The sequence below is a fragment of the Rhodopseudomonas palustris BisB18 genome (assembly GCF_000013745.1).
Classification (GTDB): domain Bacteria; phylum Pseudomonadota; class Alphaproteobacteria; order Rhizobiales; family Xanthobacteraceae; genus Rhodopseudomonas_A; species Rhodopseudomonas_A palustris_F.
Window position 1 is genome coordinate 1,938,159 of the sequence record NC_007925.1, and the last position, 22,671, is coordinate 1,960,829.

The 22,671-nt window shown below is 66.9% G+C and carries 20 protein-coding genes; 17 read left to right on the forward strand and 3 right to left on the reverse strand.

What is annotated here, in order from left to right; genetic code table 11:
• Positions 1-5 precede the first annotated feature (5 nt).
• From RPC_RS08935 to RPC_RS08945, 3 genes are read right to left on the reverse strand one after another with little or no spacing between them, the layout of a single operon-like run.
• The gene (locus tag RPC_RS08935) at positions 6-584 is read right to left on the reverse strand and encodes a DUF1254 domain-containing protein (protein ID WP_011472248.1); all 579 of its coding nucleotides are present in this window, start codon (positions 582-584) and stop codon (positions 6-8) included.
• Positions 581-1,159, reverse strand: a complete 579-nt coding sequence (locus RPC_RS08940) for a DUF1214 domain-containing protein (RefSeq protein ID WP_011472249.1) — start codon at positions 1,157-1,159, stop codon at positions 581-583. The genes RPC_RS08935 and RPC_RS08940 overlap by 4 nt, the downstream gene beginning before the upstream one ends.
• Before the next feature lie 34 nt (positions 1,160-1,193).
• Complete coding sequence (locus tag RPC_RS08945; RefSeq protein ID WP_011472250.1) at positions 1,194-3,467, reverse strand: transglycosylase domain-containing protein; 2,274 nt, start codon at positions 3,465-3,467, stop codon at positions 1,194-1,196.
• A 426-nt stretch (positions 3,468-3,893) separates the two neighbouring features.
• Here RPC_RS08945 and RPC_RS08950 point away from each other — a divergent pair, with 426 nt between their 5' ends.
• From RPC_RS08950 to RPC_RS09020, 17 genes are all read left to right on the forward strand, one after another.
• Positions 3,894-4,292 (forward strand): ATP-binding protein, encoded by a 399-nt coding sequence (locus RPC_RS08950; protein WP_011472251.1) that lies wholly within the window; start codon positions 3,894-3,896, stop codon positions 4,290-4,292.
• Complete coding sequence (locus RPC_RS08955) at positions 4,289-6,034, forward strand: AAA family ATPase (protein WP_011472252.1); 1,746 nt, start codon at positions 4,289-4,291, stop codon at positions 6,032-6,034. The genes RPC_RS08950 and RPC_RS08955 overlap by 4 nt, the downstream gene beginning before the upstream one ends.
• On the forward strand, positions 6,031-6,543 hold the full coding sequence (locus RPC_RS08960; RefSeq protein WP_011472253.1) for a YcgN family cysteine cluster protein: 513 nt from the start codon (positions 6,031-6,033) through the stop codon (positions 6,541-6,543). The genes RPC_RS08955 and RPC_RS08960 overlap by 4 nt, the downstream gene beginning before the upstream one ends.
• 176 nt (positions 6,544-6,719) lie before the next feature.
• Positions 6,720-7,880 (forward strand): patatin-like phospholipase family protein, encoded by a 1,161-nt coding sequence (locus RPC_RS08965; protein WP_011472254.1) that lies wholly within the window; start codon positions 6,720-6,722, stop codon positions 7,878-7,880.
• Between the two features lie 103 nt (positions 7,881-7,983).
• On the forward strand, positions 7,984-10,044 hold the full coding sequence (locus RPC_RS24985; RefSeq protein WP_011472255.1) for a S8 family peptidase: 2,061 nt from the start codon (positions 7,984-7,986) through the stop codon (positions 10,042-10,044).
• Between the two features lie 11 nt (positions 10,045-10,055).
• Complete coding sequence (locus RPC_RS08975; protein ID WP_011472256.1) at positions 10,056-11,339, forward strand: hypothetical protein; 1,284 nt, start codon at positions 10,056-10,058, stop codon at positions 11,337-11,339.
• Positions 11,340-11,626: 287 nt separating this feature from the next.
• Entirely contained in the window at positions 11,627-13,204 is a 1,578-nt protein-coding gene (locus tag RPC_RS08980; protein WP_011472257.1) for an MFS transporter, read from the forward strand.
• Positions 13,205-13,620: 416 nt separating this feature from the next.
• A complete protein-coding gene (locus RPC_RS08985) occupies positions 13,621-15,306 on the forward strand; it encodes a methyl-accepting chemotaxis protein (protein WP_011472258.1) in 1,686 nt (561 codons plus the stop codon).
• A gap of 242 nt (positions 15,307-15,548) precedes the next feature.
• Positions 15,549-15,713, forward strand: a complete 165-nt coding sequence (locus RPC_RS08990) for a Flp family type IVb pilin (protein WP_011472259.1) — start codon at positions 15,549-15,551, stop codon at positions 15,711-15,713.
• A gap of 152 nt (positions 15,714-15,865) precedes the next feature.
• Positions 15,866-16,012: a hypothetical protein gene (locus RPC_RS26085; protein ID WP_157043163.1), complete on the forward strand. Its 147-nt coding sequence runs from the start codon at positions 15,866-15,868 to the stop codon at positions 16,010-16,012.
• Between the two features lie 98 nt (positions 16,013-16,110).
• The gene (locus RPC_RS08995) at positions 16,111-16,461 is read left to right on the forward strand and encodes a DUF3147 family protein (RefSeq protein WP_011472260.1); all 351 of its coding nucleotides are present in this window, start codon (positions 16,111-16,113) and stop codon (positions 16,459-16,461) included.
• Between the two features lie 209 nt (positions 16,462-16,670).
• Complete coding sequence (locus RPC_RS26460; protein ID WP_167532062.1) at positions 16,671-16,823, forward strand: hypothetical protein; 153 nt, start codon at positions 16,671-16,673, stop codon at positions 16,821-16,823.
• 48 nt (positions 16,824-16,871) lie between these two features.
• The gene (locus tag RPC_RS26605; protein ID WP_011472262.1) at positions 16,872-17,723 is read left to right on the forward strand and encodes a hypothetical protein; all 852 of its coding nucleotides are present in this window, start codon (positions 16,872-16,874) and stop codon (positions 17,721-17,723) included.
• Positions 17,716-18,987: a DNA-packaging protein gene (locus RPC_RS09005; RefSeq protein ID WP_011472263.1), complete on the forward strand. Its 1,272-nt coding sequence runs from the start codon at positions 17,716-17,718 to the stop codon at positions 18,985-18,987. The genes RPC_RS26605 and RPC_RS09005 overlap by 8 nt, the downstream gene beginning before the upstream one ends.
• 266 nt (positions 18,988-19,253) lie before the next feature.
• Complete coding sequence (locus RPC_RS09010) at positions 19,254-20,429, forward strand: phage portal protein (protein WP_011472264.1); 1,176 nt, start codon at positions 19,254-19,256, stop codon at positions 20,427-20,429.
• Between the two features lie 727 nt (positions 20,430-21,156).
• On the forward strand, positions 21,157-21,864 hold the full coding sequence (locus RPC_RS09015) for a PilZ domain-containing protein (protein ID WP_011472265.1): 708 nt from the start codon (positions 21,157-21,159) through the stop codon (positions 21,862-21,864).
• Between the two features lie 560 nt (positions 21,865-22,424).
• Positions 22,425-22,658, forward strand: coding sequence for a hypothetical protein (locus RPC_RS09020; RefSeq protein ID WP_011472266.1), 234 nt, complete (start codon positions 22,425-22,427; stop codon positions 22,656-22,658).
• Positions 22,659-22,671 lie beyond the last annotated feature (13 nt).

The following is a 22,671-nucleotide window of genomic DNA, read 5'->3' on the forward strand; positions in this document are numbered from 1 at the left end:
GCGGGTTATTTCCTCGGCCGTTGCGCGGTCGCCACCGGCTCGGTCTGCACCTTGCAGCTTGCTGCGGCGAGCGAGGCCTGCGCCTGCGGCATCAAGCCGGGCTCCGCGGCCAACGCCTTCAGCACAATCAACCCGGTGGCGCTCGGTGAATCGATGATCAGCCGGTCCGCCGAAGTGACGTCTTCTTCTTCCGGCAATTCGGCGTGCTGGGCTTCGGTCATCAGGTCGAGCTCGATCACCCGGCGCCCCGCCGAGCGGTCGTTGATCGCATAGTAGGCGATTTCGCCGCGGGTGTAGAACGACACCGAGGTATAGGACTGGCTGACCGGCACGGCGAGCTTGATCGGGCCGCTCGACAGGTCGTAGCGGCAGATCGCGGTGGCGAATGCCGGGTCGAGATAGGGCATCGGCGCGTTGTTCGGCTCCGGCGCCGGCAACGGCGTGACGGCGTTGAGCTTGGTCATCGGCGTCAGCCGCGAATAGGCGTCCTGGGTGGCGATCCGCGGCAGCGCCAACACGCTGACCAGATGCACGATCGCGCCCAGCACCACGCCGCCGACCAGGGTGAACAGGATCCGGATCATGGGCAGCCCACCGTCTTGATGGCGGGCATCGGCGCGTCGCGCTGGGTCCGCGTCGCCACGCCGACCGGGGTGTCGTACAGCCGCAGCATCAGGCTGTAGCGCTCGATCGCGCCGGTCGGCAGCCAGTTGCCGGCGCGGGCGCGCGAGGCGATCCGGACTTCGAAGGCCCCATCCGAACTGCGCACGATCTCCTGGCTGGTGAAGCCGTAGCGTTGTAGCGAATTCGCCACTAACCGGCCTTTGGTGTCGTACAGCGTCAGCGTCCAAAACCGCGCCGCAGGCGTAACCCCGCTCACCACCACGTCGCAACGGCCGTCAAGCAGACGCTTGGCGTCGTCGGCGGTCGCGGTGAAGGCGATGCCGTCGCCGGTGCCGATCGGCAATTCGCCGCTGCGCGCGATCGAGGCGCGGGCGTACGGATCGATGTCGGCGGTGCCGGTGCGCGGCCGCGCGGTCCAGGCGCCGATGGTCAAGGTGTTGAGATCGGTGCCGCGGGTCGCGGTCATCCACGTCGTGCCGACGCCGATGGCGGCCGCGATGATCAGCGCGATCAGGATGGAAAATGTCAGCCGCACGTTCGGACCGTTTCTTGCCGCTTCACCGCAACACTCAATTCTTGCGCGGCGCAGCACCCGCGGGGTCGCTGCGCGTTGCTGAGGCGAAGCTGTCCGGGAACGCGACGGAGGTGGAGGACACCGGCTTGACCGGTTCGCCCGGCGGAAGCTTGTTGAGCGTCTTGCTGACCTCGTCAAACATCTTTTCGACCCGCACCAGGATATCGGCGCCGCGCCGGGTCAGGATCGGCGGCGGGCCTTGCCGGGTGTCGGGGGTCTTCGAGGCGAGGTTGGCGGCGGCGTTGGCGGCGGTCGGCGGCAGCTTGGTGCCGGCGCCGATGCCGGCAATTTCGCGGATCTCGACGCCCTGATGCGCCGCCAGCATGATGTCGTGCCAAGTCTGCGCCGGCAGCGAGCCGCCGGTCAGCCGGTTGGTCGGCGAGTAGTCGTCGTTGCCGTACCACACCGCGCAGCTGAAGTTGCCGGTGTAGCCGACGAACCAGGCGTCGCGATACGCATTGGTGGTGCCGGTCTTGCCGGCGGTCGGAATGCCGTCGAGCGCGGCGCGCCGCGCGGTGCCTTCACTGACGACGTGGCTCATCATCCCCGCCATGTCGGCGGCGACCGAGGCGGGGATCGCCTGCAGCGGCTTCTTGCCGTCGCGGTCGAACCGCCACACCAGATCGCCGGCGCCGGTGCGGACTTCCAGCACCGCATGCGGCGTCACCGAGCGGCCTTTGTTGGGGAAGGTGGCGTAGGCCACCGCGTGCTCCAGCACGGTGACTTCGTCGGCGCCGATCGGCAGCGACGGCGTATCCGGCAGCGGCGCCTTGATGCCGAAGCGCCGCGCCACTTCGACGATCTTGGCGCGGCCGGCCTTGGCCGGGTTCGGCGACTTGCCGCCGAGCGCGATCGACAACTTCACCGGCACCACGTTGATCGAATGGGTGATCGCCTGGGTCAGCGTCACCGCGCCGGAATAAGAGTGGCCGTAGTTCTGCGGGCACCAATTGCCAATGCACACCGGGCCGTCGACCACGATCGAGGTCGGCTTGAAGCCGTTCAGCAGCGCGGTGGTGTAGACATAAGGCTTGAACGACGAACCCGGCTGCCGATAGGCGTCGACGGCGCGGTTGAACTGGCTGGCGCCGTAATCGCGGCCGCCGACCATGGCGCGGATGCCGCCGTCGAGATCGGACACCACGGTGGCGGCTTGCGTCGCGTGATAGTCGCGACCGAATTGCCGCAGCTGGTCTTCGATCGCGGCTTCGGCGGCGCGCTGCACGTTCATGTCGATCGCGGTGCGCACCACGAACACCCGCTCGACATAGGATTTCGGAAAGGTGTCGACCAGCTTGCGCATCTCGTCGAACGCCCAGTCGAGATACCAGTTCGGCGAATTCTCGTCGCGGCGATCGACCGCGGTGGCGGGGTTGCGCCGGGCGCCGAACACTTGGCCTTCGGTCATGAAGCCGGCCTCGACCATGTTGTCGAGCACCACGTTGGCGCGGGCGCGCGCCGCCGGCAGGTTGATGTGCGGGGCGTATTTAGTCGGCGCCTTGAACAGCCCGGCCAGCATCGCGGACTCCGCGAGATTGACGTCGCGCGCCGACTTGTTGAAGTAGAAATGCGCCGCGCCGTCGACGCCGAAAGTGCCGCCGCCCATATAGGCGCGGTCGAGATAGAGCTTGAGGATTTCGTTCTTGGTCAGCCGGGTCTCCAGCCAGATCGCCAGGAACGCCTCGTTGACCTTGCGCTCGATGGTGCGCTCGTTCGACAGGAACAGGTTCTTGGCGAGTTGCTGGGTGATCGAGGAGCCGCCCTGGCGCACGCCGCCGGCCTGCGCGTTGGTAACCAGCGCGCGCGCGGTGCCGGCGATGTCGATGCCGAAATGATCGTAGAAGCGGCGGTCTTCGGTGGCGAGCGTCGCCTTGATCAGATTGTCCGGGAAGTCTTCCAGCGGGATCGAGTCGTTGTGCTTGATGCCGCGATTGCCGATCGGATTGCCGTAGCGATCGAGGAAGCTCACCGCCAGATCGGATTTCTTCAGCCAGTCGTCGTCGGCGGTCTCGCGGAACGCCGGCACTGCAAGCGCCAGCATCAGGATCAGTCCGCACAGCCCGATGGTGGCGGCCTCCGACAACGGCTCGATGAACACCCAGCGCTTCCAGCGGCCGACATGGAAGCGGTCCATGAAGGTGGAGAACCGCTCGTACAGTTCGCGCAACCCGACCAGCGAAGAAAACAGCGTGGAATCAATGCGCGCATCGAAATCCAGCAAGAAATGCCGGATCTTGGTCTTCCACTGGGGTGGCACGATCTGACGCACCGGGAACCTAACTTGCAGCGTTTGAGGCGCGAAACGGCGCCGGCAAGACGTCTTGCTGGAATGTTGCGGCAAACCCAAGGCCGATGTGGTGGCCCGGGGACTCAACGACCTTTGTAACGGACCGCCTAGGTCTGACCAAGAGGGACACTCGGCTCAGCCGGCTAAACTCGCAACAGGCACTCCGGTACCGTGATATTATTTAAAATAGGATATTTTCAAAAATGAACTTATTCGGCATTGAATAAATGCAATGTTGCCTTGTGCGTCGGGTCGATCGGTCGGTCGGTCAGTCGGTCGATCGGTCGGTCGATCGGTCGGTCAGTCGGTCAGTCAGTCGGTCAGTCGGTCAGTCGGTCGGTCGGGGGCGGGGGCAGTCACTCACTCACTCAGTTGGGCGGGCGGGCATGGTAGAAGGAAGAGGGGGGGATGGCGCATCGTGAATCGGAGACCCAAGAACTTCTGCGGCTGTTGGAGGCTGGCCACAGCGCCCAAATGCTGGCGCCGCGTCGCGTCGGCAAGACCTGGTTGATGCACGACGTGGAAAGGCGGCTGACCGCGCAAGGTTGGCTGACGATCTTTTGCGATGTCGAGGGCATGAGCGCCGAAGACAAATTTCTTCGCGACCTCCGCAAGAAGATCGAAGAGGCCGGAACACTTGCGCAACGCGCCAAGGGGCAGCTTGCACACTGCCTGCGGCAACTAATCGCCGGAGATTTCGACGGCTATCCCATCAAGGCAACGCCGGGTTTTCTTGATCACTTGTGCAAGTTGCGGTTTCGCTCAGGTCTGTTACGCCGCTACTGGCAGAAGTACATCTGCTCATGACGACGCTCGGCATGGCGATCTACGATCCGCGCCGTCTCGACGACGAGACGTTCCTGGCCGGCTTCGTCGCGCGCGGCGATTTCGTCGCGTTCCTGCTCGACAAGCTGCGCGATATGCCGGAGCTGGCCGAGCATCACATCATCGTCGGACCGCGCGGCATGGGCAAGACCAGCCTACTGCGGCGTTTGGCGATCGGCATTTCCAGCGAGCCCGCGCTGCGGCAGCGCTTCATCCCGCTGACGTTTCGCGAGGAGCAATACAATGTCCGCTCGCTGGATGCGTTCTGGCGCAATTGCGCGGAGTCGCTCGCCGAATGGTGCGAGAGCGAAGCCAAGGCGGATGTCGCGGCCGAGATCGATCGCAGCCTGCTGACGCCGCAGTGGCGCGACTCGAACTCCGCCATGGAGGCGTTCCTGGCGCTGTCGAAGCGGCTCGGCGGCCGGCCGGTGCTGTTCGTGGATAATCTCGATCTGATCCTCGATGCTTTGTCGGCCGAACAGAACTGGGAGTTGCGGCGGATTCTGCAAGCGCCCGGCGGCCCGGTGCTGTTCGGCGCGGCCACGCAGCTGCTGCGCCAGTCGGGCGAGCGGGATGCCGCGTTCTACGAATTCTTTCATCCGCACATGCTGGATCCGCTCTCGGAAGCCGAACTGCTGCAGTGCATGAACCGGCTGGCCCAAGCCCGCGGCGAAGCCGGCAAGGCGGTCAGCGAAATTCTTGCGCGGGAGCCCGAACGAATCCGCACGCTGCACACGTTGACCGGGGGCAACCCGCGGGTGCTGACTCTGGTCTATCAATTGCTCGAGCGCAGCGAAAGCGACACGGTGTTTTCCGATCTCGAAGTGCTGCTCGATCAATTGACGCCGTTCTACAAGGCGCGCGTCGAGGAGTATCAGACCGATCTGCAACGCGCGGTGATCGACGCCATCGCGCTGCACTGGCACCCGATCACCTCGCACGATCTCAGCCTGGCGACCGCGGTCGACGTTACGACCATTTCGCCGCAGCTCAACAGGCTGAAGCGCGACGGCCTGGTCGAAGAGGTGGAGACGTCGGGCGCGCGCGCCGGCTATCAGCTGGTCGAGCGGTTCTTCAACATCTGGTACCTGATGCGCCACGGCACGAGGCGCACGCGGCAGAAGATCTATTGGCTGACGGCGTTCCTGAGCAGCTTCTGCGCGGCGGCCGAACTCGCGAAAATGAAATCGCAGGCGATGTCCGAGGGCCGCGCAAATTGGCATCCGCTGTATCTGGAAGCGCTCGAGGCGGTGGGCGAGGGCCGGATGGCGGAACTCGCGCCGCTCCGTGCTGCGCTTGGCGAACTCCCTCCGGTCGGACGGGAACTGCTGGACGCCGCCGTTGAAATCTCCAGCGACAATTTCGGCGCCGCCATGCTACATCTTCAAGAAGCGCTCGCCGGCGATCAAGACCAGCTCCGGTCGACGTTTTTCGAGGATCTTCTGCGCCTTCTGCGCATTGCCGAAGCCCGCGGCTATGGCGAAAAGCTGATCGGCTGGTTCGTCGAGTCCGGTCAGGCGGAACGCCAGGCGCCGCTCTATGCGGCTTTTGTCGGCTATGTGCGCGGCCAGCAGTTTCTGCTGGACTTCAGCCCGGAGATTCGTAAACCGGCCGAGCCGATCTTGCGCTGGCTGAGCAGCCGCCGGAACAGCCAGCCGGTGCAGAACCCGCCCAAACCCAAACGTCGTCGTGGGCGCCCACCTCGGAAACATTCAACGGCATGACCGCACCCGCCAAAAAGCCCTCCGCGCAGGAGGGATTGTTCTGGAAAACCAAGACATTGGAACAGATGTCGGGGCCCGAATGGGAGAGCCTGTGCGACGGCTGCGCGCGCTGCTGCCTGGAAAAGCTCGAGGACGAGGACTCCGGCAAGATCTATTTCACCCATGTGTCGTGCCGGCTGCTCGACGCCGGGCTGTGCGGCTGCAAGGATTATGCGAACCGCTCCGACCAGGTGCCGGACTGCGTGCGGCTCGACCCGGCCAATGTCCGCACCCTGAACTGGCTGCCGCCGAGCTGCGCCTACAAGCTGGTGGCCGAAGGCCGCGATCTGTATTGGTGGCACCCGCTGATTTCCGGCGATCCCAACACCGTGCATGAGGCGGGCGTCTCGGTGCGCGGCCGGGTGCAGGGCACCGAACTCGACGTCAACGACGAGCACCTCGAACAGCACATCGTGCAGTGGCCGGGGCTGCTGCCGAAGCGTGCCCGGCTGAAGAAGCGGCCGGCGTAGCGGCTGGTAGCAGGCTGCCTGCCGCCGCGTAGCACGAAACCGTGGACGGAAATCGCTCCGAACTATCATCGTTGGTGTATCCGCTTCCCTTTGCAAGCATCACGCGCTAGTCTGCCCGTCGTCAGTTCTTAGCAACGCGCCCGCGATCGCACGGGCGCTGCACCGAGGGCCGTCGCATGAGCGACATTCCTGTCCGACTGATTCCCGGCGATTCCGAATCCGAGCAGCCCGAAAACGCGCCGGCCTTGTGCCTGTCCGGCGGCGGCTATCGCGCCATGGTGTTTCACATCGGCGCGCTGTGGCGGCTGTATGAGAGCGGCTGGCTCAGCAAGCTTAAGCGGATCTCCAGCGTCTCCGGCGGTTCGATCACCGCCGGCTTCCTCGGGCTGCAATGGTCGCAGCTCAGCTTTGCCCCCGGCACCGTGCAAAGCGAGTTCGTGCCCAAAGTGGTGACGCCGCTGCGGGCGCTGGCATCCACCACCATCGACATCCCGGCGGTGATCCTCGGCCTGCTGCTGCCCGGCGGCGTCGCCGGCCGGATCGCCAAGGCCTACGATTCGGCGCTGTTCAACGGCAAGACGCTGCAGGATCTGCCGGACGCGCCGCGCTTCGTCATCAACGCCACCAACATGCAGTCCACCGTGCTGTGGCGGTTTTCCAAGCCGTATATGTGGGACTACCGGGTCGGCGAAGTGAAATCGCCGACGCTGGCGTTGGCGCAGGCGGTGGCGGCCTCCTCGGCGTTTCCGCCGGTGTTGTCGCCGGCGCGGCTGTCGCTCAGCAACGCCGATTTCGTGCCGAAAACCGGCGACGACCTGCAGCGGCCGCCATTCACCACCGACGTCATCCTCACCGACGGCGGGGTCTACGACAATCTCGGGCTGGAAACCGCCTGGAAGCGCTACAAGACCATCCTGGTCTCCGACGCCGGCGGCAAGACCGCCGCGGAGGAATCGCCGCCGACCGATTGGCTGCGGCAGGCCTATCGGGTGCTCAACCTGATCAACAGCCAGGTCCGCGCGCTGCGGGTCCGCCAGCTGATCGATTCCTATCAGCGCGGCGCCGACAATCCGGACGATCCGACCGGGCGCAACGGCACCTATTGGGGGATTCGCGCCGACATCGCCGAGTATCATCTGCACGACGCGCTGGATTGCCCGCTGCCGCGCACCACCGAACTGGCCAACATCGCGACCCGGCTGGCCCGGCTCGACGATCTGACCCAGCAACGGCTGATCAATTGGGGTTATGCGATCGCCGACGCGGCGTTGCGCAAATATGTCGATCCAGACCTGCAGCCCAAGCCGGCGTTTCCCTATCCGAAGGCAGGGGTCTGATCGCCGCGGCAGGACCGCCGCTGATTGTGTTGCCGACCGCGCCTGTTGCCATGTGGGTGATCTCGTCTGACTGCCGTCGCCGCGCTGCACGATGGAGCTGCCAATGGCGAAGAAGAGTGCCGGACGCAAGAGCCAAAGCCCGCGGCCGCCGCGACGCCGGCGACCCGCCGCCGCGACCGACGATGCAACAGTGCAGCCCTCCGCCTCGGGGGCAGAAGCCGCCGCAACGCCCACGCCGCGGCAGTTCTCGATTCCGCCGGAATTGGTCGAGACCATCCTGCTCGGTCCCGCCGACGACCGCCGCGTGCTGCAGGATTCGCCGCTGCTCGGCGACGTCTGGGCGGCCTATGCGGCCGATCCCGGACGGCCGCAGGATCTACTGATCACCCCGCACAAGGATGCCACCGCCGCCGACGTCGCGTTGCGGGTCTCGAAGGCGGTGAAGGACATCCATCCGAAGGCGCGGCCGAAGATCGCCTATCTGCAGGGCCTGGTCGCCGCCAAGCTGACCTTCGAGGAGGTGTTGCGGGTGGTGGTGCCGCTGACGCAATGGTGGTTTCAGCCGCAGGTGCAGGGCCGGATCGGCGGCACCGCGCCCGAGGTGCTCACGCAACTGCTCGACCTCGACGCCGGCAAACCGCGCGGCGATGCGGCGGCCCTGACCATCACTTCGCTCGACCGCTACATCGCGCTCGCTGGACTGATCTATTGGACCGAGCGGCAGCCGCGGCCGCAGGATTTCGACGACCCGGCGACGCCGCTGGACAAACGGCCGAAGCTGGAGATCGCGCAGGCGTTGCGTCTCTATAAAAATCATATCCCCGAGATCATCAGCGGCATGGTCGAACTCTACGAAACGGTGCAGGCCGCAAGCCAGGCGACCGCGGCGAAAGCGCCCAGCGACCCGGAGGATGATCCCGACAGCAATCCGGGTCTGATCTTTCAGGTCTCGCTCAATCGCAAGGCGGAGTTGGCGCTGGATCGCTCGGTTCCGTCGGTCAAGGCCGATGCGGTGCACGCGTTGTTTCGGGTGAAGTGCAAGTCGATCATCTGGGCGGTGCTGGATTCCGGGATCGATGGTACCCACCCGGCGTTCCAGGTGGCGCTGAACAAACCGAAACCCGGCGAGCCGCCGATCCCGTCATCGCGGGTGCGCAAGACCTTCGACTTCAGCAAGATCCGCGAGATCGTCAGCAACGACATCGACGATCTCGACGATGTCGAATGCCAGGAGCTTGCCGCGGCGACCGGACGGCCGAAAGCTGAGGTGGTCAAATATCTGAAGAAGGTGGCAACCGACGCCGGCGCCGGCAAGCCGATCGACTGGGGCATCGTCGAGAAGCTGATCACGCTGAAGCAGCCTGCGCCGCCGCCGGCCAGTTCGCACGGCACCCACGTTGCCGGCATTCTCGGCGCCGACAAGACCGGCGGCGAACTGCCGGAGGGCGGCGGCCTCGCCGACGGCATGTGCCCGGATATCCGGCTGTATGATTTCCGCGTGCTCGGCAAGAGTTTGGAAGACACCGAATTCGCCATCATCGCGGCGCTGCAATACATCCGCTACGTCAACGAGCGGCACAACTACATCATCATCCACGGCGCCAATCTCAGCCTGTCGATCCCGCACAACGTCCGCAACTACGCCTGCGGGCGCACCCCGGTGTGCAACGAATGCGAACGGCTGGTCGACAGCGGCGTGGTGGTGGTCGCCGCCGCCGGCAACCGCGGCTTCCAGAAATTCGAAACCAACGAGGGCATCTTCGAGAATTACGCGGCGTTCAGCATCACCGATCCCGGCAATGGCGACGGCGTCATCACCGTCGGCTCGACCCACGGCAACTGGCCGCAGACCTACGGCGTCAGCTTCTTCTCCAGCCGCGGGCCGACCGGCGACGGCCGGCTGAAGCCGGATCTGGTGGCCCCCGGCGAGCGGGTGCAGTCCACGGTGCTCGACCACGGCTGGGGCGCCGAATCCGGCACCAGCATGGCGGCGCCGCACGTCTCCGGCGCCGCGGCGATGTTGCTGGCGCGCTACGAGGAATTGATCGGACAACCGCGCCGGGTCAAGCGCATCCTGTGCGACAGCGCCACCGATCTCGGGCGGGAAAAGACCTTTCAGGGCCACGGCATGCTCGACGTGCTGCGGGCCTTTCAATCGATTTGAGGGAGGGAGCGATGCATTTCAGTCTCGACGTATTGCCGGCGCGCAAGGGCGATTGTCTGATGCTGCATTACGGCTCCGACGACGACCCGCATCTGATCCTGATCGATGGCGGCCCGTCCGATGTCTACGCCCCGCAATTGAAGCCGCGGCTGGAATTGGTGCGCGGCGCGCGCGGCATCGACGAGACCGAGCCGTTGCCGCTCGACGTGGTGATGGTCAGCCATATCGACGACGATCACATCCGGGGCATCATCGAATTGTCCGAGGAGCAACTGCACCAGACCGCGGATCTCAAGCTCAAGGTGAAAACCCTGTGGCATAACAGCTTCGACGATCTGCTCGGCACCAAGCCCGGCGCCTTGACCGCGGGGTTCGGCACCGCGTCGGTGCTGGCCGGGCTCGACAGCCCGGCGGTGCTGCAAGAACTCGATCCGGAACGCGAGGTGGAGCAGCAGACCATCGAACTGCTCGCCAGCATTCCGCAGGAACGCACCCTGCGCGACAACGCCGATAAGCTGAAGTGGAAGCCGAACGACAAATTCAAGGGCGACCTGATCCTGGCCAAACCGGCCGCCAAGCCGGTGGCGCTCGCCGGCGGCCTCAAGGTGGCGGTGATCGGGCCGATGCAGCAGGAGCTGCAGGCGCTGCAGGCCGCGCACGACAAATGGCTGCGCGCCCAGAAGGCCGGCAAGAAGAAGACCCCGGAGGCGGCGCTGGCGGCCTATGTCGACCAATCGGTGCCCAACCTCTCCAGCATCGTGGTGCTCGCCGAACTGCAGAACAAGCGCATCCTTTTGACCGGCGACGCCCGCGGCGACAAGATCATCGAAGGCATGGAATTGGTCGGGCTGCTCAAGAAAGGCGGCAAGCTGCATCTCGAGATCCTCAAGGTGCCGCATCACGGCAGCGACAACAATATGGAAACCGGATTCTTCAAGCGCGTCACCGCCGATCACTACGTATTTTCCGGCGATGGCGAGCACGGCAATCCGGAACGCAACACGCTGCAGATGCTGCTCGACGCCCGCGGCACCGACGATGATTACACCATCCACCTGACCTATCCGATCGACGACATCGACGTCGCGCGCAAGGCCGACTGGACCAAGGAGCAGTCCAAGGAGAAGAACCGCCACAAGAAGAATCCCGCCAAGCCGGTGCGCGAGAACTGGTCGCCGGCCAAGCACGGGCTGGCGGCGTTCTTCAAGGCCCATCCAGACTTCGCCGCCAAGGTGGTGACGGTCGAGCCGCAACAGCCGCATCTGATCGACCTGCTGGACCCGGTGGCGCTGTAGCTGGTGCGCTCGCCCCGCTTGCGGCGGGGGCAATTGCCATGACGATCTCGGCGTGGCGCGGGCCTCTGCTTCGCGCGGGCCTTCGCAGGGCTTCGTGAGCAGTCAGGCGCTGCGGTCGCGCAGCGAACAGTCACGCGGCCGTGAACGATCCGCGCGGGCGCGGGACACACCTATGCGCGCCCTCGGCTGGGCCGTTAATCGTTAGCAGGTTACGTTCGCAATATGCGGCGCCGCAGGCCGTGATTCCATCCCGCCCTTTCATTTCAGCCTGAAGTTTGCGCCACCGTATGTCCACGTCCGAGAGCCAGGGCCGCGAATCGGCCCAGCAGCGCGCCTTGCCGGCGCCGATCGCGCCGCCGGCGGCGCCCGGCGATATCGATGTGGCGATGATCGCCGCGCCGCCGCTGGCGCCCGCCGCGCCGCTGACCCGCGCCGAAGTCCGCGGCATCCTGCTCAGCCTGTTGCTGGCGATGTTCCTGGCCGCGCTCGACCAGACCATCGTCGCCACCGCGCTGCCGACCATCGGGCGCCAGTTCCACGACGTCGACAATCTGTCCTGGGTGATCACCGCGTATCTGCTGGCGTCCACCGCGATGGCCCCGGTGTTCGGCACGCTGAGCGACATCTTCGGCCGCCGCGCCACCATCATCAGCGCGATGGGTCTGTTCATCGCCGGCTCGGTGCTGTGCGCGGTGGCGCCGAACATGAGCGTGCTGATCGTCGCGCGCGTGCTGCAGGGGCTCGGCGGCGGCGGCATCCTGCCGATCGTGCAGACCGTGATCTCCGACGTGGTCACCCCGCGCGAACGCGGCCAGTACCAGGCGTATTTCTCCGGAGTCTGGGTCGCCGCCTCGATCGGCGGACCGGTGATCGGCGGGGTGTTCGCCGAACATCTGCACTGGTCGCTGATTTTCTGGATCAACCTGCCGCTCGGGGTCGGCGCGCTGGCGCTGCTGCTGCCGAAGATGGGCAAGATCCCGGTGTTTCATCGCCGCCGCAAGGTCGACTGGATGGGCGGGCTGTTGCTGATGGCCGCGGCGGTGGCGGTGATGCTGGTGCTGACCTGGGGCGGCACGCGGCTGGCCTGGGCGTCGCCGACGATTCTGGCGATGGCCGGCGCCGCGGCGTTGCTGGCGCTGCTGTTCGTTTGGCATGCGTTGCACACCGCAGAGCCGTTTTTGCCGCTGCAACTGATGTCCGGCTCGGTGGTGCCCTTTGCGATGGCCGCCGGCGGCTGCGGCATGGGCGTGCTGATCGGTCTCACCGTGAACATGCCGCTGTATTACGAAGTGGTCTATGGGCTGAGCGCCAGCGCCTCCGGACTGGCGCTGATTCCCATCGTCGCGGTGTCGGTGCTCGGCGCCGCCTTCGCCGGCCGCGCGACCACGCATTGGACGCATTACAAGCGGGTGGCGATCGCCGGCAACTCCTTCTCGGCGGCGATGGCCTGCGGTTTGGCGTTGGCGACGCCGCTGCCGCTGTGGGCGCTGCTGATCGGGCTGGGATTGCTGGCGATCGGGCTCGGCACGGTGTTCTCGATCAGCCTGGTGTCGATCCAGAACGCGGTGCCGCGGCCGCAGGTCGGCACCGCCACCGGGGCGATGAATTTCTTTCGCGCGCTGATGGCGTCGTTCACGGTGGCGGCGTTCACCACGATCCTGCTCGGTTCGCTCGGCGGCGGAATTTCCTTCGGTGCCGAACACCGCCACGCGGTGGGCGGGATCCCTGCCGCCGACATGGTGGCGGCGTTCCGCTACGTGTTCGCCGCCTCCGCCGCGCTGATGGCCACCGCGGCGCTGTGCATGGTGGTGATGGAAGAGCTGCCGCTGGCCGGACCAGCCGTCACGCCGGATCTCGCCGAATAGCGACACAGCCGCGGCAGCGTTTGCGATCGACCATGATTAGTTCTGGTGTCTCCGATCGCGTGCGGCGAATGCGCGCAGCAAGCCTCGAAGTGATGGTGCCGATCCGGCGATCCGGGGCGCAATATTGGTAGTCGGGGCACTCAGTGAGCGCTCGATTCACGAAACTGACATTCTCGGAAGATTGTTGCGTTCGAACTACCAAAAGCAGCGCGAGGCAGGCGTTTTCCGGTTCGAACCGCGGCTCGTGGTTTTACGAAGTTGGAACGATTGATCACGCCTAATAGCGAGTGATCAAGAGGGCATGCTTGGTCGGCGTCATCAACAGAGCGCGCTCCGACTCAACGGGCCGAACCAGCATCATAACGAAATCCGGCTCCGCAGCTTGCTGCGCGCGAGCCGCCGCAATGGGAATCACAATGAAGCTCTCGAATGTGAAAATCCTCTACAAGATTCTGGCCTGTCTCCTGCTGCTCAGCGTCGTGGTCGGTTGCGGCCTGTGGTACGCCACCGCGAAGATGACGGAGATCGATCGGCTGTACGCCGAGATGCTCGACAAGGACGTGCAGGGCATGAAGGCGAATTTCCGCGCCAACGCCCGGGCCTACAATTTCGGCCGGCTGTCATGGGAGATCATCGCCGAGACCGAAGCGGCGGACATGCAGAAGACCAGCCGCGAGATCGCGGCGAACCAAAAGGAGTTCGTCGACTACATCGCCGTCGCCAAGAAGGCCCTGCCGGCCTATGCCGCGGACTTCGACCAGGTGTCGCGGATGTTCGAGGACATCATGACCAGGAAGTATCCGCCGATCGAGAAGGCCGCGTTGGCCAACAACAATGAGGAAGCCGCACGACTTGCCAAGGCCGCGGGCGCCGACAACCAGGCGTTGCGCGATCGCATGGCGCAGATCACCGTCGCGCTCGACAAGGATCTGAACGCGCGCTCCGATGCGGCGTCGGCCGACGTCGTCAGCACGATCCGCACCACCTTCTTGACGGTCGGCGGCGCGTTCCTCGCGGTGTTGGCGCTGGCCTTTGCGATCGTGCAATTCGGCATCGCCCGTCCGCTCGGCCAGCTGGTCACCGATCTGCAGGGTCTCGCCCGCGGCGAGGCGATCGAGATCGCCGGCACCGATCGCGGTGACGAAGTCGGCGAGACCGCCAACGCCGTCAACGGCATCAAGCTGATGCTGGACGAGAAGGCCAAGCGCGAAGCCGCCGAAAAGGCCGACGCCGATCGCAAGCTCGAGGCCGAGCGCAAGGCGGCGATGCACCAACTCGCCGATGCGTTCGAATCCGCCGTGGGCGAGATCGTCCATACGGTGTCGTCGGCCGCGACCGAACTGGAAGCCTCGGCGACGACGTTGACGGCCACCTCGGCGCGCTCGCAGGAACGCACCACCGCGGTGGCCGCGGCTTCCGAGCAAGCCTCGACCAATGTGCAATCGGTGGCCTCGGCGACCGAGGAGATGGCGTCGTCGGTGCACGAGATCAGCCGGCAGGTGCAGGAATCCGCACGGATCGCCAATGACGCGGTCGAGCAGGCGCGCAAGACCAACGCCAGCGTCAGCGACCTGACCAACGCCGCGGCGCGGATCGGCGACGTCGTCGAACTGATCAACACCATCGCCGGGCAAACCAACCTGTTGGCGCTCAACGCTACGATCGAGGCCGCCCGCGCCGGCGAAGCCGGCCGCGGCTTCGCGGTGGTTGCCTCTGAGGTCAAGGCGTTGGCCGAGCAGACCGCCAAAGCCACCGGCGAGATCAGCCAGCAGATCGCCGGGATCCAGGCCGCCACCGGCGAGTCGGTGACGGCGATCAAGGAGATCGGCGGCACCATCGCCAAGATGTCGGAGATTTCCTCCACTATCGCCTCGGCGGTCGAAGAGCAGGGCGCGGCGACGCAGGAAATCTCCCGCAACGTGCAGCAGGCGGCGCTCGGCACCCAGCAGGTGTCGTCGAACATCGTCGACGTGCAACACGGCGTCAGCGAAACCGGCTCGGCCTCCAGCCAAGTGCTGTCGGCCGCGCAATCGCTGTCGCGCGACAGCAACCGCTTGCGGCTCGAGGTCGGCCGCTTCCTCGAAACCGTGCGGGCGGCATAATCCGACGGCGCGGCGCGCTCCGGCGCGTCGCTCGCCGGCACCAGCAAGCCCGACGCCCGCCGCGCCGACCGCGCGGCGGGCGTCGCGATGTTAAGAGTCCGTTGAGGCTAGCGCGCAAATCCATGGTGCCGCCGCGCCACACAGCAACCGCGAGCCGGCGGTTGAAGGTTCCGGCAACCATTGCTGGCTAGGCTTTCCGCACCCGCGCGGCCGAAGCCGCGAACCATCGACAGGAGTGTGCGGTGCGGCGTTTGCTTTGCAAGTTTCTCGGCGATCGGTCCGGGGCCACCTCGCTGGAATACGCGCTGATCGCGGCGGGCCTCAGCATCGTCATTCTGGGCGCGGTGCAGACGATCGGCACCGCCGTCACGGCCAAATACACCTCGGTCGGATCGGCGATCCACTAAGCGCTTCGCCGCGTCGCGGTGGCGGATCGCCGCTTGGCCGCCGGCATTAATCATCACTAACGGCCGTGCCCGAATCCGAGCCACTTTCCGGCAAGGTTTTTAGCGCGTGCGATGTATCAACGCCCGCAACGGCAAGATCACGCGGGGGCGCAATGCGACGACATCGTCTTCAAACCGAAATTCTGCTGGGAACGCCGGATCTGGCGTTTCGCAAGCGGCTGGCTTCTCTGACCGCGCTGGTGGCGCTCGGCATGGTGTTGGCGCCGGCCATCGGCTTCGTCATGCTGCTGGTGGACTGACGCGACGCGGCGGGTCGGCAGACTCCGCCGCCTGAGTTGGTCGTGCGAGCGACGCATCGCCGTGTTGGGCGATCGCCGCGGGCCTGCTAGGCTGCGGCATGGTGTATTTCATCGTCAAATGCCTGCTGTCGGGGGTGATCGTCGGCGTGGTCTCCGAAGTCGCCCGGCGCAGTCCGGGTTTCGGGGCGCTGATCGTGTCGCTGCCGCTGGTCTCGCTGCTCGGCATCCTGTGGCTGTGGCGCGACACCGGCGACGCGGCGCGGATCGCCGCGCACGCCGAATCGACGTTCTGGTACGTGCTGCCGTCGTTGCCGATGTTCCTACTGATGCCGGCGATGCTGCGCGCCGGCATCGGCTTCTGGCCGACGCTGGCGGCAAGCTGCGTGCTGACCATGCTGTCGTATCTGGCGATGGTCTGGATGCTGGCGCGGTTCGGGATGCGACTGTGACCGCGCCGCTCCGTTCTAGGAAAATATCCCTTGACAGCGTGACGCTGCCGGGCTAGGGTTTCGCCATGCTCCAGAATTGGGTGTTGCGGCGGGGCGGCTGGGCCGATCGCCCCCGCGATCGCCGCTAAGCATTTGCCGGAACATCAGTCTTGATGCCGCGTTGGTTGTCAGCTCCGCACGACGGGGTCACTCCAGCGATGAGGGCAGCAATGGCAAACAAGCAACAAGGCCGGATCGTTGAAACTCCGACCGAGGCTCGCCAGGCCGAACCCGGCCCGTCGGTGCTGGCGCTGCTGACGATCTCGCTCGGATTGGCGGTGCTGATTCTGGGTGTGGTGTGGTTCGTGTTCTTCCGCACCTGAGGATCTGACCCAGCGGCGAGAGCCACACAACTCGCACAGGCTTGAGCGATGACCGTGATCCGAAAGACCGCGCCGGCGAAGCCGTCGGCGCGGCGCACAGCTGCGTCTGCCACGCGAGGCAGCCGTTCCGGCAAGTCGACGACGTCCGCCGCGGCAGCCAAGCTGCGCGCCAGCGTGGCGGCGCGGCGGCAAACCCTGGCGAAGACCTGCAAGCGGGCCGACGCGACGTTGGTCGTCGACGACCACGACGAGGTCGGCGTCAGGCTCGCCAAGCGGGCGCAGGCGCTGGCTGCAGCCGCCGAGGCGAGCGCGGAGCCGGCCGCAGAGCAACTCGTCGCCAAGCCGGCGAAGAAGCCTGCGAACAAGGTCGCCACACCGGCGCGCAAGACGGCGCGCAAGACAGTCAGCAAGACAGTCAGCAAGACAGCGACCAAGACGGCCGCCGAGACAGCCGCCGAGACGCCCGCGCCGAGCGCTGCGGAAGACGAAGCCGTCGCCGCACCGGCCGCGCCGGCCGCGCCGCGCAAGACCCGCGGGCCAAGCGGCGTCAGCCGCACCGCGGTCGACCGGGTCGACGATCCGGAGCCGGCCAGCGGCTTGAAACTGCTCGATCGGGTGTCCCGTTCGATCGAGCGCGAGATCACCCAGATCGAGGCGATCGTCGGCGGCAGCCATCTCAAACCCGAACAGCGCAGCGAAGCCGAGCGCCGCGCCCGCACGCTGGCCAGCCTGACCAAGACCTTGGGCGAGTTGCGCCGGATGCGCGCCGCCGAGCAATCGAGAGCCGCCGATGACGACGCCATCCCCCGCGACCTCGACGAGTTCCGGCGCGCGCTTTCGCGACGACTGGAGCAATTGGTCGCCGTCGCAGCGGAATTTCCTGCTGCAAGGGATGAGTGAGGCCGAACTCGGCTTCCTCAACGCGCAATGGGACGTCTTCGCGCATGATCACCAGCGCCCGCCGCCGCTCGCGCCGAACGGCGCGCCGTGGCTGAGCTGGCTGTTGATCGGCGGCCGCGGCGCCGGCAAGACCCGCGCCGGCGCCGAATGGATCCGCGCGCAGGCGCTCGGTCTTGCGCCGTTCGCCGAGCGGGCGGTGTCGCGGATCGCGCTGGTCGGCGAGACCGAGCACGACGTCCGCGAGGTGATGATCGAAGGCGTCTCCGGGCTGCTCGCGGTGCATCCGCGGCATGAGCGGCCGAGCTGGATGCCGTCGCGCAAGCGGCTGGAATGGAGCAACGGCGCGGTGGCGCAGGCGTTCTCCGCCGACGATCCGGAGAGCCTGCGCGGGCCGCAATTCGCCTGCGCCTGGTCCGACGAGATGGCGAAATGGCGCTACGCCGAAGCCGCGTTCGACATGCTGCAATTCGGGCTGCGGCTGGGGCCGCAGCCGCGCCAGCTGATCACCACGACGCCGCGGCCGACCGCGCTGTTGAAACGGCTGCTGGGCGATCCGGCCTGCGTCACCACCCGGGCGCCGACCCGCGCCAACGCCTTCAACCTGGCGCCGACCTTTCTGCAAGGCGTGATGGCGCGCTATCAGGGGACTAGGCTCGGGCGTCAGGAGCTCGACGGCGAGATCATCGAGGACCGCGCCGACGCGCTGTGGTCGCGCGCGCTGCTGGAGAGTTGTCGGGTCGACGACGCGCCGGCGCTGACCCGGATCGTGGTCGCGATCGATCCGCCGGCGTCCTCCGGCAAGCGCGCCGACGCCTGCGGCATCGTCGCGGCGGGGATTTGCGCGGCCGGCACGGTCTATGTGTTGGCCGACGACACCGTGGCGGCGGCGACGCCGACGCTGTGGGCCAGCAAGGCGATCGCATTGTGGCGCAGGCTCGAGGCCGACGCGCTGGTCGCCGAGGTCAACCAGGGCGGCGAGATGGTGCGCGCGGTGATCGGCGAGGTCGACGCCACGGTGCCGGTGAGATCGGTCCGAGCGTCGCGCGGAAAGTGGCTGCGCGCCGAGCCGGTGGCGGCGCTGTACGAGCAGGGCCGGGTGAAACACGCCGGCTGCTTCGCCGCGCTGGAAGACGAGATGTGCGACTTCGCCGCCTCCGGGCTGTCGTCCGGCCGCTCGCCGGACCGGCTCGACGCGCTGGTCTGGGCGGTCGCCTCGCTGACCCACGCCGCCGCGAGCCCCGGTCCGCGGGTGCGGGTGCTGTGAGGGGGAGCGATGGGTCGCTCGCGCGCCCCTTTTCGCATCCCGCGCGCGGCGCAACGTATACCGTGTCCCGGACCAGCCACGGCGCGTAGCGCCGTGGCGCAGAGCCGGGACCGTTACGAAGTGAGCGTTCGCCACGCTCTCGCCAAGCCCGGATCGGCGCGCGGCGCCGGGCTAGCTCAGCATCCGTAACGGCCCCGGCTCACGACGCGGCCCTGCGGGCCGCGCCGCGTCCGGGGCACGGGACTTATCATACTGGAACAACGATCATGCTCAATCGGCTGAAACATCTGCTCGCCACGCCCGAGATCAAAGCGTCGCGCACCGCGAAGCTGCTGGCGTTCGAGACCGGCGGGCGGGCGCGGTGGACGCCGCGGGATTATGCGGGGCTGGCGCGCGAGGGTTATCTCGGCAATGCCATCGTGCATCGCTGCGTGCGGCTGATCGCCGAGAACGCCGCGGCCTGCCGCTATCTGATCTTCGACGGCGCGCAGGAGCGCGACGGCCATCCGTTGGCGCAGCTGCTGGCGCGGCCCAATCCGCGGCAGGACGGCGCTGCCTTGTTGGAAACGCTGGTGGCGCATCTGTTGCTCGCCGGCAATGGCTATCTTGAAGCGGTGACGCTCGACGACGCGGTGCGCGAACTCCACGCGCTGCGGCCGGACCGCATGAAAGTGGTGCCCGGGCCGGACGGCTGGGCCGAGGCCTACGACTATTCTGTCGGTGGCCGCAGCCTGCGGTTCGATCAGCAAGCCGGCGGGGTGCCGCCGATCCTGCATCTGACGTTCTTCCATCCGCTCGACGATCACTATGGTCTGGCACCGATCGAAGCCGCCGCAGTCGCGGTCGACACCCACAACGCCGCGGCGCGCTGGAACAAGGCGCTGCTCGACAATTCGGCGCGGCCCTCCGGCGCGCTGGTCTATGCCGCCGCGGAAGGCGCGGTGCTGTCGGATGCGCAATTCGACCGGCTGAAGCGCGAGTTGGAAGGCACCTATCAGGGCGCACTCAATGCCGGCCGGCCGCTGCTGCTGGAAGGCGGGCTGGATTGGAAGCCGATGTCGCTGTCGCCGAAGGATATGGATTTTCTCGAAGCCAAGCACGCCGCTGCCCGCGAGATCGCGCTCGCCTTCGGCGTGCCGCCGATGCTGCTTGGCATTCCGGGCGACAACACCTTCGCCAACTACCAGGAAGCCAACCGCAATTTCTGGCGGCAGACCGTGCTGCCGCTGGCCGACCGGATCGGCGCTGCGTTGGCGCAATGGCTGGCGCCGCAATTCGGCGATCAGTTGCGCGTGGTGATCGACACCGACCGCATCGAGGCGCTGGCGTCGGATCGCGCCGCGCTGTGGGAACGGGTCAGCGCCGCCGAGTTCCTGACGTTGAACGAAAAGCGCGAGGCGGTCGGCTACGCGCCGATCGCGGGCGGCGATCGGCTGAGTTAGCGACTTCGTCTACGGTCTGCCGAACCGACGTCGCGGCGTGCTTTGTGTCGGCGTCCCCAATAACCGTGCCCCGGACGCGGCGCGGCCGGTAGGCCGCGTCGTGAGCCGGGGCCGTTACGGATGCTGAGCGGGCCCGGCGCCGCGCGCGGATGCTGGCTTGGCGAGTGGCCAACGCTTACTCCGTAACGGTCCCGGCTCTGCGCCGCGGCGCTTGCGCGCCGCGGCTTGTCCGGGACACGGTGGTGGTGGACGCGGGCATTCGAGAGGGCGTGTTTCGTCTACGGTCTGGCGTGCCGACGGCGCGGCGTACTTTGTGTCGGCGTCCCCAACAACCGTGCCCCGGACGCGGCGCGGCCCGCAGGGCCGCGTCGTGAGCCGGGGCCGTTACGGATGCTGAGCTAGCCCGGCGCCGCGCGCGGATGCCGACTTGGCGAGTGCGTGGCGAATGCCGCATCCGTAACGGTCCCGGCTCTGCGCCGCGGCGCTACGCGCCGTGGCTGGTCCGGGACACGGTGGTGGTGGACGCAGGCATTCGCGATGACGTATTTCGTCAACGTTCTGACGAACCGACGTCGCGGCGTGCTCCGGCCGCCGGAGCCCGATTTGATCGCTCTTGAGGCGACCGGTGAAGGATTTGATAACTGCAATCCGGCAAATCCGACTGCCGGAACGAACCTGGTAATAGGACTAGGGTTATGTTGCGGTCGACGCAGAAAAGGGGGGCGGCGTGTCGGTTGAAAAGTTCCTCAAGCAGCGCGCCGTCAACCTGGTGGTCGGCGGCCATTACACGCTGGCGAATTGGTACGACATGCAGGGCAAGCCGCGCAATTTCGCCTGCCGTACCAGCCGGGTGTCGCCGTTCCGGATGATCATGGCGGTGCCGGTGGTGGGCCGGATCGGCGATCATATCACCTCGTATTTCAGCGAATTCGGCCGGCTCGAGGGGCGCATCAGCGACACCATGCCGGGCGGCTTCCTGCTCGAACTGGCGATGCCGCATGCGCTGCGGCGCAAGCTGGCCGATCAGCTCGCCTGGCTGGAAGCCAGGCAGCGCGATCCCAGCGTGCGCGACGCCAGGCGGCAGGCGCGTATCATCCCGGCGACGCCGCATTCGACGCTGACTTTCGCCGACGGCAGCATCCACGGCTGCTTCGTCATCGACATGTCGGTGTCGGGGGTGGCGATCTCGGCCGACGTGCAGCCGGAGGTCGGCACGCCGCTGGCGGTCGGCGCCTGCGTCGGACGCGTGGTGCGGCATCTCAACGGCGGCTTCGCCGTCAAATTCGTCGAGCAGGTCAACCGCGACGATCTGGAAAGCCGCATCGTGCGGCCGCCGCCGGCGACGCAGCCGCAGCCGCAGCCGACGGCACCAAGCGGTGCTGCGCGGCCGCAACCCGCGCCGACCGACGACAACTACATCTATCTCAACGCCTAAGGCGTGAGCGGATCGATGCGCGGCTGGCAGCACCGGCTGCGCGGGCGCCGCGAGACCTCAGAGCTGAACCTCGGTTGACGACGACGGCGCATCGACGCGGTTGACGTCCGTGGAGGCGGCGCGGTGCGCGGGGCGGCGCCGTGAGCCCGGCGTGACGAGCGCCGAATGCGTAACGGTCCCGGCTCTGCGCCGCGGCGCTGGCGCGCCACGGCTGGTCCGGGACACGGTGGTGGTGGGCGCGGGCATTCGAGAGGGCGCGTTTCGTCAACATTCTGACGAACCGACGGCGCGGCGTGCTTTGTGTCGGCGTCAGCAAGAACCGTGCCCCGGACGCGGCGCGGCCGGTAGGCCGCGTCGTGAGCCGGGGCCGTTACGGATGCTGAGCGAGCCCCGCGCCATAGCGGATGCTGACTTGGCGAGCGCGTGGCGAATGCCGCATCCGTAACGGTCCCGGCTCTGCGCCGCGGCGCTGGCGCGCCACGGCTGGTCCGGGACACACACATCCTGACGCCTGCAATTCGTGCGCAACCACCCACTCCGAATAGGAGAGGGAGAAAACCATGTCCGACCTGATCGACACCTTCATCGCCCGCGGCGATCTGGCCCACTTGGCGCTGCTGCTATGGGCCGGCGCGGCGAGCTTCGCGCTGTGGTTCGCGTTGCGCGAACTGGCCGCGGCGGCGCGCCGCTTCGACGATTTCGTCCGCGAACTCGAAGCGTTCAACCGCCGCGCCGGACCGCCCTGGCGCGCCTGCGACCCGGCGCGCCACACATCGAACCGCACGATCCGATAGTCGCACAGGAGAG

Bases quoted from the DNA above. Each gene is read 5' to 3' on its own strand.
- RPC_RS08935 (WP_011472248.1), bottom strand. From the start codon at position 584: ATGATCCGGATCCTGTTCACCCTGGTCGGCGGCGTGGTGCTGGGCGCG.
- RPC_RS08950 (WP_011472251.1), top strand. From the start codon at position 3,894: ATGGCGCATCGTGAATCGGAGACCCAAGAACTTCTGCGGCTGTTGGAG.
- RPC_RS08955 (WP_011472252.1), top strand. From the start codon at position 4,289: ATGACGACGCTCGGCATGGCGATCTACGATCCGCGCCGTCTCGACGAC.
- RPC_RS08960 (WP_011472253.1), top strand. From the start codon at position 6,031: ATGACCGCACCCGCCAAAAAGCCCTCCGCGCAGGAGGGATTGTTCTGG.
- RPC_RS08965 (WP_011472254.1), top strand. From the start codon at position 6,720: ATGAGCGACATTCCTGTCCGACTGATTCCCGGCGATTCCGAATCCGAG.
- RPC_RS24985 (WP_011472255.1), top strand. From the start codon at position 7,984: ATGGCGAAGAAGAGTGCCGGACGCAAGAGCCAAAGCCCGCGGCCGCCG.
- RPC_RS08975 (WP_011472256.1), top strand. From the start codon at position 10,056: ATGCATTTCAGTCTCGACGTATTGCCGGCGCGCAAGGGCGATTGTCTG.
- RPC_RS08980 (WP_011472257.1), top strand. From the start codon at position 11,627: ATGTCCACGTCCGAGAGCCAGGGCCGCGAATCGGCCCAGCAGCGCGCC.
- RPC_RS08985 (WP_011472258.1), top strand. From the start codon at position 13,621: ATGAAGCTCTCGAATGTGAAAATCCTCTACAAGATTCTGGCCTGTCTC.
- RPC_RS26085 (WP_157043163.1), top strand. From the start codon at position 15,866: ATGCGACGACATCGTCTTCAAACCGAAATTCTGCTGGGAACGCCGGAT.
- RPC_RS08995 (WP_011472260.1), top strand. From the start codon at position 16,111: ATGGTGTATTTCATCGTCAAATGCCTGCTGTCGGGGGTGATCGTCGGC.
- RPC_RS26460 (WP_167532062.1), top strand. From the start codon at position 16,671: ATGGCAAACAAGCAACAAGGCCGGATCGTTGAAACTCCGACCGAGGCT.
- RPC_RS26605 (WP_011472262.1), top strand. From the start codon at position 16,872: ATGACCGTGATCCGAAAGACCGCGCCGGCGAAGCCGTCGGCGCGGCGC.
- RPC_RS09005 (WP_011472263.1), top strand. From the start codon at position 17,716: ATGAGTGAGGCCGAACTCGGCTTCCTCAACGCGCAATGGGACGTCTTC.
- RPC_RS09010 (WP_011472264.1), top strand. From the start codon at position 19,254: ATGCTCAATCGGCTGAAACATCTGCTCGCCACGCCCGAGATCAAAGCG.
- RPC_RS09020 (WP_011472266.1), top strand. From the start codon at position 22,425: ATGTCCGACCTGATCGACACCTTCATCGCCCGCGGCGATCTGGCCCAC.